Annotated in this window: 10 protein-coding genes; 5 read left to right on the plus strand and 5 right to left on the minus strand. The window is 46.9% G+C overall.

The genetic code is table 11. The features are described from left to right. Positions 1-691 precede the first annotated feature (691 nt). Positions 692-2,608: an aconitate hydratase gene (locus DESPODRAFT_RS00995; protein ID WP_004070612.1), complete on the plus strand. Its 1,917-nt coding sequence runs from the start codon at positions 692-694 to the stop codon at positions 2,606-2,608. Between the two features lie 138 nt (positions 2,609-2,746). On the opposite strand, the gene DESPODRAFT_RS01000 is transcribed toward DESPODRAFT_RS00995, so the two are convergent. From DESPODRAFT_RS01000 to glk, 3 genes are all read right to left on the minus strand, one after another. After that, the gene (locus DESPODRAFT_RS01000; RefSeq protein ID WP_004070613.1) at positions 2,747-3,544 is read right to left on the minus strand and encodes a sulfite exporter TauE/SafE family protein; all 798 of its coding nucleotides are present in this window, start codon (positions 3,542-3,544) and stop codon (positions 2,747-2,749) included. A 113-nt stretch (positions 3,545-3,657) separates the two neighbouring features. Then, on the minus strand, positions 3,658-4,764 hold the full coding sequence (locus tag DESPODRAFT_RS01005; RefSeq protein WP_004070616.1) for a saccharopine dehydrogenase family protein: 1,107 nt from the start codon (positions 4,762-4,764) through the stop codon (positions 3,658-3,660). A 123-nt stretch (positions 4,765-4,887) separates the two neighbouring features. After that, positions 4,888-5,898, minus strand: a complete 1,011-nt coding sequence (gene glk, locus DESPODRAFT_RS01010) for a glucokinase (protein WP_004070618.1) — start codon at positions 5,896-5,898, stop codon at positions 4,888-4,890. A 113-nt stretch (positions 5,899-6,011) separates the two neighbouring features. Here glk and DESPODRAFT_RS01015 point away from each other — a divergent pair, with 113 nt between their 5' ends. The 4 genes from DESPODRAFT_RS01015 to DESPODRAFT_RS19145 all read left to right on the plus strand — a co-directional run bounded on the left by DESPODRAFT_RS01015 (position 6,012) and on the right by DESPODRAFT_RS19145 (position 9,516). Next, complete coding sequence (locus tag DESPODRAFT_RS01015) at positions 6,012-6,848, plus strand: class I SAM-dependent methyltransferase (protein ID WP_004070621.1); 837 nt, start codon at positions 6,012-6,014, stop codon at positions 6,846-6,848. A 165-nt stretch (positions 6,849-7,013) separates the two neighbouring features. Next, entirely contained in the window at positions 7,014-7,862 is an 849-nt protein-coding gene (locus tag DESPODRAFT_RS01020; RefSeq protein ID WP_004070623.1) for an aminotransferase class IV, read from the plus strand. Further along, positions 7,862-9,031: an alanine racemase gene (gene alr / locus DESPODRAFT_RS01025; protein WP_004070624.1), complete on the plus strand. Its 1,170-nt coding sequence runs from the start codon at positions 7,862-7,864 to the stop codon at positions 9,029-9,031. The genes DESPODRAFT_RS01020 and alr overlap by 1 nt, the downstream gene beginning before the upstream one ends. Before the next feature lie 104 nt (positions 9,032-9,135). After that, on the plus strand, positions 9,136-9,516 hold the full coding sequence (locus tag DESPODRAFT_RS19145; protein WP_371905014.1) for a CapA family protein: 381 nt from the start codon (positions 9,136-9,138) through the stop codon (positions 9,514-9,516). Between the two features lie 328 nt (positions 9,517-9,844). Here the strand turns inward: DESPODRAFT_RS19145 and DESPODRAFT_RS01040 are convergent, their stop codons facing one another. Continuing rightward, positions 9,845-10,513 carry a hypothetical protein gene (locus tag DESPODRAFT_RS01040; RefSeq protein ID WP_004070626.1) on the minus strand — a complete coding sequence of 223 codons (669 nt, stop codon included), beginning with the start codon at positions 10,511-10,513 and terminating at the stop codon, positions 9,845-9,847. An 889-nt stretch (positions 10,514-11,402) separates the two neighbouring features. Further along, the gene (locus DESPODRAFT_RS01050) at positions 11,403-12,098 is read right to left on the minus strand and encodes a tetratricopeptide repeat protein (RefSeq protein ID WP_371905015.1); all 696 of its coding nucleotides are present in this window, start codon (positions 12,096-12,098) and stop codon (positions 11,403-11,405) included. Positions 12,099-12,116 lie beyond the last annotated feature (18 nt).

The following is a 12,116-nucleotide window of genomic DNA, read 5'->3' on the forward strand; positions in this document are numbered from 1 at the left end:
TAAAAAATCGGGATGGAGAAGTTATGCGCAGAGCGCTAATGGTGAACTGTGCCTATCTGGCGTGATTTGACCATGGGTAATCAAGTATAGTTCAGTAAAAAAATGGATTAGCTAAGATTGCTGGCCAATAAGTCATCAAATATGATCTTGGGTCAGGGTTTGCAGAGGCCAAGCCTCAGCAGATTTTTATGTATCAGAGCGCAAGGGTTGGCTAAGCAAATTTTATGCCGGGAATCCAGGTTTTATTTTTTTATAAAAAATAATGTGACCGTTTTCTGTGTCAAGATTTATTTCTGATTATATTCAAGGAGGAGAATTATGTTTACAACAATGAGTGAGATTGAAAGATTGTTCGGGACCATGAATCTTCTTCAGAAAAAACTGAACACCCTTTATATACTTTGATTAACCATTTGAAATTTAATATCAATTTATGAACGAGTGACATGGAATCCCCCTGTCCTTAAAGGCCATACACCAAACTTAATCATTTAATTTAATTATCCTTAATACTTTCCTTGACAAAAAGTATCTTCCTATCCTACATTCTCGAATCGTGAGTGGTGTGCTTGCAGCTCATAACAATCGTACTAACACAGGGGCAAAGATTTAAGTCCTCGGCTTAAGAGGGTGAATTCCGTCTGGATCGAGGCATTAATCATAACCATAACCATAAATAAAGAGAGGTAAAATGAGCGCTTTAAGTTTGACACATAAGATCCTCAAGGATCACCTGGTTGAACCTGCTGCATTGCCGGCACCCGGGGAATTGATCAAAATCAAGATTGATGAAGCTTTCACCCAGGATGCCACCGGTACCATGTGTATGCTTCAGCTGGAAGCAATGGGTGTATCTAAAGTAAAGCCCCTTTCTGTGAACTTTGTTGATCACAGTATGCTTCAATCCGGTTTCAGAAACCCGGATGACCATCAGTACCTGAGAACGGTTGCCGCAAAACTCGGTATCATCTTCTCCCCCCCCGGAACCGGTATCTGCCATTTCACAAACATGGAAAACTTTGTTAAACCCGGTATGACAGGTGTTGGCGCTGACAGCCATACCGTTAATGCCGGTGGTTGTAGTGCTATCTTCATGGGTGCAGGCGGATATGACGTTGCCCTGGCAATGGCTACCGGCATGTACACCATGCCCATGCCCAAGGTGACCAGGGTTAACCTGACCGGCAAACTGCCCAAAAACTGTATGGGCATGGATGTCATCCTGAAGATGCTCGAAATTGTATCCGTAAAAGGCGGCAAGGGCATTATCTTTGAATATGCAGGCCCGGGCGTTAAAACCCTCTCCTTGACCGAACGTGCCACCATCACCAACATGGGCGCTGAAATGGGTGCCACCACCTCTATCTTCCCCAGTGATGAAAACACCAAGGCTTTCCTGGAAAGCCGCGGCCGCGGCGGCGACTACAAAGCAATGTCCGCAGACGAAGGCGCTTCCTATGACGCTGAAATCAATATTAACCTGTCTGAAATCGAACCGCTGATCGCCATCTATCCCTCTCCGGGCAATGTTGAAAAAGTTAAAGATCATGCCGGAACCAAAATTCACCAGGTTTGTATCGGTTCCTGCACCAACAGCTCTTTTGAAAACATCGCAACCTTTGCAGAAACGCTTAAAGGCAAACGTGTAAAGGTTGACACCCTGCTCTATCCCGGTTCCAGATCCGTTGCCATGCAGCTTGCAGACGCAGGGTACATCAAAATGATGTTCGCTTCCGGTGTCAGGATCATGGAAAATGGCTGTGGCGCTTGTATCGGCCAGGGCGGTTCCCCCCCAAGCGAAGGTATCACTCTGAGAACCTTCAACCGTAACTTCCCGAAACGTTCAGGAACAGACGATGCCAAGTGTCACCTGATCAGCCCGCTTGTTGCAGCTGCCAGTGCCCTGACCGGTGAAATCACCGTACCCGAAGCAAAAGACATTGCCATCAACGTCGTTCCGCCGGTTATCGACACCGATTCCTTTATCATGCCGGATAAAGCCGACAAGTCCGAAGGCATTGTTCGCGGACCCAACATCATGGCTCTGCCTGAGTTCTCTCCCCTGCCCGACGTTGTAAAAGGCGAAGTTCTGCTGAAACTTGGCGACAACATCAGTACTGACGACATTCAGCCTGCCGGTGTATACCTGCCCCTGCGCTCCAATGTTAAAGAATACGCAATGCAGGCTACTTACAGACTGGTTGACGGCACCTTCGCAGAACGCGCTGTGGCTCACAGAGACGCCGGCGGAGAAGGCTTCATCATTGGTGCTGAAAACTACGGTCAGGGAAGTTCCCGTGAACATGCCGCACTTTGCCCAAGATGGCTTGGTATCCGCGCGGTTATCGTTAAATCTTTTGCCCGTATTCATGTGGCCAACCTGGTTAACTTCGGTATCGTTCCCATGACCTTCAAGAACCCGGCTGACTACGACAAGATCAAACAGGGCGATACGGTATCCTTTGATGCCAAAGATCTGGCCGGCGACCTGTTCCTTGAAGTCAACGGCCAAAAATTTCCGCTGGAACGCGCTTTTGACTTAGACGTGATCCCCACCCTGAAACTCGGTGGTGCTCTGGCTCAGTTTAAAGCAACCTTCAAGGGATAACCGTTGTATAATTAAAGTACAACGCCCGGGAAACACCATTCCTCGGCAGACATAAAATAAAAAGGGGGATAATCTGTGATTATCCCCTTTTTTCGTTATAAGGTTTCAAATAGGGATACTCAGTAAATAAACCTGATATTACCAGAACACAGAGATCAGCATCCTTGTACCCACCACATACAGCAGTACGGCAAAAACACGTTTGAGCTTGTCAACGGGCAGGCTGTGGGCAAGTTTTACCCCAATGGGTGCCGTGAGTACCGATGCGGCAACAATTCCTGCCAGAGCGCCAAGGTTAACAAACCCCAGGGACAGGGGCGGCAGGTTCGGGGCGCCAAGCCCGTTAATCACATATCCTATAAACCCGGCTACGGCAATGGGAAACCCAATACCTGCGGAAGTGCCGATGGCTTTGTGAATCTTGGTATTACACCAGGTCAGAAACGGCACGGACAGCGTACCGCCGCCAATACCCACAAGACTCGAAAATACGCCGATGATGCTGCCTGCCGCAAAAATTCCTGCAGTGCCGGGGATGTCCCGAGTGGGTTTGGGTTTTATTCCCATAAGCATCTGGGTGGCCACATAGTATAAAAAAATGCCGAAAAAACATTTAAGAAAATTGGTGGAAAGCATGGAGGCAATCCAGGTTCCTGTAAACGTCCCTACCAGAATACCCGGCGTAATTCTGAATACCACAGGCCAGACCACAGCGTTGTGTTTATGATGGGAACGCATGCTGGAAATCGACGTAAACAAAATACTGGCCAACGACGTGCCCAGGGCCATATGAACAATGACCTCATGGGCCACATTCTGGTGCGTAAAAACCGAAGTGAGCATGGGGACAATCACAAGACCGCCACCAATACCCAGAAGCCCGGCCAGCACACCGGCCACGCCGCCCACGGCAAGATACAACACTATATAAACCATCTATCACTCCTTTATCCGTAATCAATTGCACAAAAATGACGAATATATAAAATCAAGGCAAAAAGCAATGAATAGTTCCCTGTGTCGGCCATTGTAACGAATAGTACAATTCATCAATTACCAAACAAGCGCTTAAAGATATCCCCGCCATGGGGTTCATTATTATAAAGCCTGCCATTACTGGTCTGCAGAAAAGCATTGAGCGGAATGGATTCCTGCCGGATGAACCCTCTATCGGGTAAAGACCCATTGCTTACCATTTCTATGACGGCACAGGCCGAGGCTGCCGTAGTCCAGGAAATGGCCCGGTAAATCCGGCCTGCTATCTCAACGGGATAAAAGGCTCTGACATATTCATCCCGCATAAGGCTGCCTTTCACGCCTTCCACTGAGGCATGAATAAAGACAACATCATCGCTGACAGGCGGCTTAGCATTAGCCAGGAGATTTCCGACATACTGACGATCCTCCCGCATAAGCAGTTCATGGAAAATAAAGTTCATGAGCTTTGCGTGACCAGGATACCGGATTGTTTTATAATCAATATTTTTAGCCCTGCCCGCATATGTGTCGCACATGGTGCCAAGCCCTCCTGAGGTTGTAAAGGCTTCCAACTGTACCCCGTTTATAACAATGGTCTCTAACCACTCCAGGGGAGAAATACATTTTTTCTCACCATTTTCAAGGACCTCACAGTCATTGAGATACTCGTTAACCACCCCTTCCGGTGACCAGTTGAACGCATATCCCAAAAGCCCTGTTGGATGGTGGGGAAGGGCCCCGACCCGTAGTCTGATATGGCGAATTTTTTCAAATTGTTCTGCAAGTGATGCCCCGATGATACAGATAAAACCAGGAGCCAAGCCGCATTGTGGAACCATAGCTGATTTGGCATCTTTACTCATGGTAATAATTGCTTTTGTGGTAGGAACGTCCTCGGTCAGGTCAAAATAATGAATGCCTTTTTTGCAAACGACCGAGGCGATCTTTTTATTTAAATGATAGGGCATACAGGAAATGACGGCATCCATACCCAACAGCTCTTCTTCCAGTTTTTCTATTTTGCCTATATCCATGGCTTTGGAGGGAAACGGCAGCCCATCTTTTTCCCTCAGAGCGACTCCGGTTACCTCAAAACCGGTTTCTTTGAGCAGGGTGCCCACCAAAGCCCCTACTTTTCCCAATCCCAATACCATGATTTTTTTAATCTTCTGTTCCATATGTCTTCCTATTTTCTGTTGTTGCCGAAGAGCGTATCAGGGATAAACTTCAAATTAAGTTCAATATAAACGCAAAACCCATGAAATATGAAGGGATAAGTTATCGCAATAAAAATTGATCTGTTATTGATTGGGTGCCGGAGGCCCGAACTTGAGATTTTCAAAACCATACCAGGCAGCACCATGCAGGGCTGCCTTGGGATCAAGAATCACATGGACGGGCATATCGGCGCACAATGAAACAAACCGTCCCTTGTCGGCGATACGGCCTAAAAAATCAGGTTGAGTCAACCTTTTGAGGATGCGCAGCGGCATGCCGCCGCCAAGATAGATGCCGCCTGTGGGCAGAAGCGTCACAGCCATATTGCCGGTGATTGTGCCAAGGGCATGGACAAACATATCCAGTGTGGCCACGCAAATATCAGCCTCTTTTTTAAGGGCGGTCTCCACAATTACCGGGGTTCTGTCTGCCGCTGCAGCCAGTTTTTCCTTTAGCCAGGCAGGTTCCGGAAAAATTTTCTTTTCCAGAAAATACTCATAAATATTGGGTAGCTGACTGCCCGAGCATACGCGTTCAAAACTGACATGGCCGTAGCGCCGGGTTAAAAACGCCAGAAGGTTAACCTCCCGGGAATCCCGTGGAGAAAAGGCCGTATGTCCCCCCTCGCTGGCAAAGGCACGGTAACGGGCACCTGTCCAGACCAGAAAGGCAATGCCCAGGCCCGTGCCCGGAGCAACAATCGCCATGTTTCCCAAAGGGTCCGATTTTCCCGGATTCAATGTAAACAGGGCGCCTTTGTCCAGATGGGGCACTGCAACGGCAATGGCTTTCAAATCATTAATCAAAGAGACCTCAGGGATACCGCAGCTCTTTTTAATTTCATCGGCGCTGATCTCCCAGGGCAGATTGGTGATCCGGCAACGGCGGTTTTTTACCGTCCCTGCCACCCCGAAACAGGCAGCTTGGGGGGTTGCACCGGTATGATCTAAAAACTCTTTAAGAATGGTTTCAAAACATGCATAATCTGCATTTTTAAAGCGGGTTTCGTAAACCGGATTTGCCGGCACTTGCGTTTTGCCGGCATAAATCGCAAGCACTGTTTTTGTGCCGCCGACATCCCCTGCAAGAATCATGGGCCTTCCCCCCTGTGCAATAAAAAAGGTTAGGAATCTGTTTGACAATGACATTTCTTATATATATAGGCTTTTTGCAACAAGTTGAGGAGCGTTAATAAGGAAAATACTATATGAAAGATGCGATCAAAACCCATTATACCTGCCCGGCGCTTGGGGCGAAAATTCGCCGGGTACTTGAAAAAGCAGGCAAAATTCCGGGACAGATCAGTCTGCGGGATCTTGCCCCGGTTGACCAGCTTCATACGGGTGCAGCCCCTGCGACCATCGAATTGATGGAACACGCCGGTCTGGACAAAGGCATGACCATTTTGGATGCCGGCTGCGGTATTGGTGGCACATCCCGGCTTCTGGCACAAAATTTCGGTCTTGTTGTCCATGGCATTGACCTGTCCGAAGAGTTCATTGAAACCGCAAGCATGTTAAACCAGTGGTGCGGCTTTGCAAAGGAGGGTATCATTAACTTTCAACACGGATCCCTGCTGGCCTTACCCTACCCGGACAACTTTTTTGACGCTGTGCTCTGCCAGCACGTATTGCTCAACATAAAAGATAAACCAAAGGTCTTTGCCGAATTTTCAAGGGTACTGGCCCCCCGGGGCAAACTGATCCTGCACGAGATTGTGGATGGCCCAGGGCCCGCCCCCCTTTACCCTGTCCCCTGGGCCGGTAATGCGGCGGCCTCCATGCTCTGCTCCCGGCAAAACATTGAGGCGTATGCAGAAAACGCCGGATTCAAACTTATTTTCAGTGAAGATAAAACAACGCATGCAGCGCTTTGGTGGGAAAAGGTAAATGCCATCAAAAAGGCCAGGGGCACAGACCCTTTGAACCCGAGCCTGGTTTTCGGGGAAAATGCCGGGAGTTTCGGCGCAAACATGGAAAAAAATTTCAAAGAACAGGCTGTGCTGTGCGTGGAAAATATCTGGGTAAAATCCAATTTTTCTTAAAAAATATTTAACCCATGTTTTTTAAATTCTTATGGGTCTGGTGTAATCTTTATTGACGCCAATCACCATGTTCTATATCAGTTAATTCTAAACACACACCTGACGCGTCTGGCAGTCAGTTCCCTGGCGGAAGTAAAGGTACATTTGCAATAAACGGAGCAACCCATGGACACTTATTATATTGACGGCAAATTCGTATCAGAAGACGAGGCCACCCTTTCTGTAAAAGACATCACCGTATTAAGGGGATTTGGTGTATTTGATTTTCTGATCACCTATAACAGACGCCCCTTTCGTCTGGAAAAACATGTGGCCCGCCTGGAAAATTCCGCCCGCCATATCGGACTCGAACTGAACCATTCGAAAAAAGAGATCTGCGACATTGTCATGCAGACCATAGAAAAGAACCCGGACCACAAAGAGGAAAATATCCGCATCGTCTACACCGGCGGCATCAGCTCTGACGGCGTAACCCCCCAGGGCAACGGTATCCTCATGGTTATGGCCACGCCCAAGCACGAACTGCCGGAATGGTGGTATACCAAAGGCACCAAAATCATCACCGTGGACATGGAAAGATTTATTCCCGAAGCCAAGAGCAGCAACTATCTGTCAGCCGTCTTTGCCCAGCAAAAGGCCCGCAGCCTTGGGGCCGTTGAAGCCATATACAAAGACAAGGACAACCGGTTGCTGGAAGGCACCACCACCAATCTTTTTGCATTCAAAGGCACCACCCTGATCACCCCGCCCAGCGGCATTCTGTCCGGCGTAACCCGGGACGCGGTTCTTGAGCTGTTAGAAAAAAAATATGACATTGTCCTGGATTTTATCCCCCAGACAGATCTGGCCGGCATGGATGAAATGTTTATCACGGCATCAAATAAAGAGATTGTGCCCGTCATCCAGGTCGATGATACGCTTATTGCCGACGGCAAACCCGGAAAAAAAACCCTTGCCCTGATGGCAGACTGGAAAGCATACACAACAGCCTACGGTCTTGGAAAGGCAGACTGATGAATACCCCCAAAGCGGGTCTCCTTGAGCCCCAAAGCCGGGTGCAGGTAGATCTGTCCGCCTTTGGACAGAATGTGCGAACCCTCAAAAGCCTTACGCCAACCGGTACCCGGTTCTGCGCCGTGGTCAAGGCCAATGCTTACGGGCATGGCGGGATACAGTGCGCAAAAACCGCACTGGAAAACGGAAGCCATTTTCTTGCCGTGGTCCGGATCTCGGAAGCCGTTGCCATGAGAGATGCCGGTATCACGGCGCCCATTCTTCTTTTAGGAGACGCCCTGCCTGAACAGGTCTCCTTTCTTGCAACCCACGGCATCCGGGCAAGCGTGGCTGATATCCAAACGGCCCGGGCCCTGTCTGCCGCGGCCCAAGCCTTAAACACCACGCTTAAAATTCATATCAAGCTGGATACAGGCATGGGGCGCCTGGGGTTTCTTCATCCCGACGTAGTGATAAAGGAGTCCGGGCAGGCGGCGGGTATAGGTCAGGCCCGGGAGATTGCGGGCCTAAAGGGAATGGAGGTGGAAGGCACCTACACCCATTTTGCCAAGGCGGACATGATCGACAAAACCCATGTCAAAGGACAACTGGCCCGGTTCAATGACATGGTTGCCATGCTGGCGGATATGGGAATTCACCCTGAAATCCGCCATGCAGCCAACTCCGCAGCGCTTCTTGAGTTGCCCGAAGCCCATTTTGACATGGTGCGCCCGGGCATTGCCATGTACGGGATGGCCCCGTCCGGTGAGGTGGACATCACAGGGCATAAGCTTGTACCGATCATGTCCATCACGGCAAAGGTCATTTATGTCAAGGCAGTGCCCAAGGATTTCAGCATCTCCTACGGGTCCACCCACGTCACAGCGGCCCCCACGGTGATTGCCACGGTGCCCATCGGGTATGCAGACGGGTACAGCCGGCTTTTGTCCAACCAGGGACAGATGCTGATCAAAGGCCAAAAGGCCCCTATTGTGGGCCGGGTTACCATGGATTTTACCATGATTGATGTGGGGCACATTCCGGGAATCAAACCCGGAGATGATGTCACCATTCTCGGTACCCAGGCAAATGAACGGATTACGGCGGACGACATCGCCGGTCTCACAGGCACCATCAATTACGAGGTCACGGCAGGCCTGACCGGGCGGATGCCTGTGTCATACGTGTAAAAAAACCTTCCCATGCCAAATACAAACCGCTTTAACTTTCAGACCGGTTCCTGGTCCCAGGATGCCGGGCCAACAGATGCCGCGACCCTGGTCATTGCCGGAGACTGGGCGCCGTGCCGTTTTCCGCCGTCACCCTGGGCAACAACCACATGTTTGATTTTGGTGTTGAGGGGTTCCAGCAGACCGTCAGGCTCCTGGATCGCCACGGCATCGCCGGCACATGCGCCGGCATGACCAAAGCAGAAGCTCAAGCGCCCCTGATGATGGAAGCCAAAGGGGTTCGTATTGCCATTGTCAACATCAGCGAAGGAGAAGATCTGACCGCAGCCGGGCCCGGACCGGGTGTGGCCGGATGGGACATTAAAGGGGCCTGTACCCGCATCAAAAAAAGGCGCAATGGAAGACTACCGCACCCTGATCGACCATATCGTCAGCTCGGCCCTGGCGCGGTACGGCATTGCCTGATTACTGTAGAAAAGCTCTAAGACTATGTTTTTTAAGAGGGCAATTTAAGATACGGAAAGTATCAAGATTCCGTTCAGAATAACAATGTCGAAATCGGTTTTATCAAACGAACGTTTTTTGAGACTCAATAAAAAGGTAGGTCATATTTCTAAAACAAAAGCACCGAGCCTTTCTTTTGCCATTTATCACGTTTCTGAAATCATTGGGAGTGATTGATCATACCATTAGTGCTTGGTCAATTTCAGGTCACCAAAAGTCGATTTTTGCCATCCTAAAAAAGAAGGAGTATGTTCTATTAAATTGATTTTTGAAAGGACTTTTTTATCTCCTCGAATCCTGAACAACATTTTATTTAAACTTCGTGAAATGAGGGTCTTCAAGGGGAATATTGGCGAATGACTTCCTTTGTTTTTCATAAACCAAATCAATACGAGTTTTGAATCGTTTCATAAAAGCAATAATGAAATCTATATCTCCCGCAGTCGTTGATATTGGGGGAAGGGTTGGATTGCAGATCATTTTATTATTCAATAATTGGACAAAAAATAACTTATCGTGTGCACCGATGCATTCGCTAATTAAAGATTCTCCTAAATATTTTAGCAAGCCTGCATTTTCAATCATTGAGCTTAGACCCTCAAAAAGATATTTATACTTATTGAGTAAATCAATATCTTTTTGAGGGTGGATTATGAATTTTTTATAATATTCAACTCGTTGCGTATTTATAGCTAAAAACATGCTTGCAGCATAAAGCGTCTGTATCTCCTCCTCAAGGTTGCGTGCTACTTCTTGATTAAATTTAGCCTTAAAACTAATCATTGCCGCTATTGATGCTATAAGAGCGGCCAATCCCAAAAATACTTGAGAAATTATTGAAACGTCTTTCGTACTTGATGCAACACTGAGCATAAAGTATCCACTCATCACAAAAGCGACAAAAACAATTGCAAAAAAAATATATAAGTTCTTCACCGATAGCAAACTACTTATATATCTGGCTATTTTTATGCCCATATTAGCAATCCTTTTACATGACAATAAATTCAAAAAGTCTCATTGATTTTTTCTTATGATGAGATTCAAATATTGTAACGCTTTTTTTGAAGCCTTTTTTTAAGGTAACTTGTGTATTTAATGTAAAATCAGAAGGTTGCAAGAACGATGCAAAAAATACAATTTGCAAAATATTGTAACGTTCAGGAAAAATCTGATTTTTAGGCTGACGTTTCAAAAATGAGCCATGAAGGTGGATTAAAAACTATATGTAAAGTCAATAGGTTATAACAAAAATGCTTTGAGGCTGAAAAAAATGTCGCCAATTGGCGACACCTGTATGCTTCTATAAATTCAAGTCATCTGAACAGATAGCATGATATTTTGACCGCTACAAGCAAAATTTCAGGAGCTGGGTAATGCGGCGGGATAAGCTGGGTACTTTTTTAAATTTCAGCAGGATAAGCGGCGGGATAATACCCAGGCAAACGTTACAGTTTTTTGTCACTGATTCAGTGGGACAACGTTACACTTTTTGAATCTTACCATTCTTAAACCTTTAAAGAAAAGTATTCAAAATTGTGAAATGGCAGGCAATTTGAGGGAATTGGTTTATAGGCGGGATTAGCCGGGGTCAACCGGGAACTGGTGGGACTGGCGAGGGCCTTGGTGGTTTTTGGGTGGGTGTCAAGGGGGTTCTGGCAATCTTAGGGAATTTCGTATTTTTGGGCTATTCTTGCACTTAATCTCAGGTTTTTAAAAATAGTATCAGCTTTTATAACAGTCGGTTGATGTGTTAACAGGTTCGAAGTTTGCTTTTTTGTGCTGGGATTTAGTTAAAAACCTGGGAGGTTGATTTTAGGGCCTTTCAGGGTTTTTGGTTAATGGTAAAAAAAATGAAGTTGGAAGTTTATTCCGTATCTTTGTCAATTTTACTTAGCCCTTTGTCTGATTCTTTTTTGAAATCTACGAGAGAGACCTTAAAGTTTTTCAAATTGTCTGGGAGATTTGAGAAGACAAACATGAATGGTGATGACACGTCTGGTTTTATAGATCTATTTTCAGTCATGAGCTGTTTTTCGATTTCAGTGATCTTCATTTTTTTTAAATTGGCTTCATCTATTGTGTTCCCACAATAGACGGTCCGGTTAATAGCTTCGATATTGTCAGACGTAAACAACACCCCTTTTAGTTTTACATGCGATATGTCATGTGCCGCAGGATTTTTTAATATCCCGGTGACAATGAATAGATCCCCTTCTGTTTCTGACAATATAAACTTCCCATCAATGCTTTCCTCAGCAATAACTGGCGGCAGGTTGTTTTTTTCTGATATAGCTAACTGCGTATAAAGAGCAAGGTCCTGAGCTTCTCCAAGTTGTTCAGGGGTTAATTTCTTTTCGAGTTCTTTCTGCCTTTCCTTAGCTTCCTCATGTCCTTGAGCGGCTGCCAGGCTAAACCACATATAGGCTTGTTTATAGTTCTGTGGGATACCAACGCCAGAACGGCAGCTTTCCCCTACCTCGAACTGAGCGTTTTTGTCACCTAATTGTGCGTTTTTAATATTTTTTGATAAATCATTCGCTACCGCCGTACAATAAGGAATACCTGAGTTAGCGGCATA

This window comes from Desulfobacter postgatei 2ac9, assembly GCF_000233695.2.
Classification (GTDB): Bacteria; Desulfobacterota; Desulfobacteria; order Desulfobacterales; family Desulfobacteraceae; genus Desulfobacter; species Desulfobacter postgatei.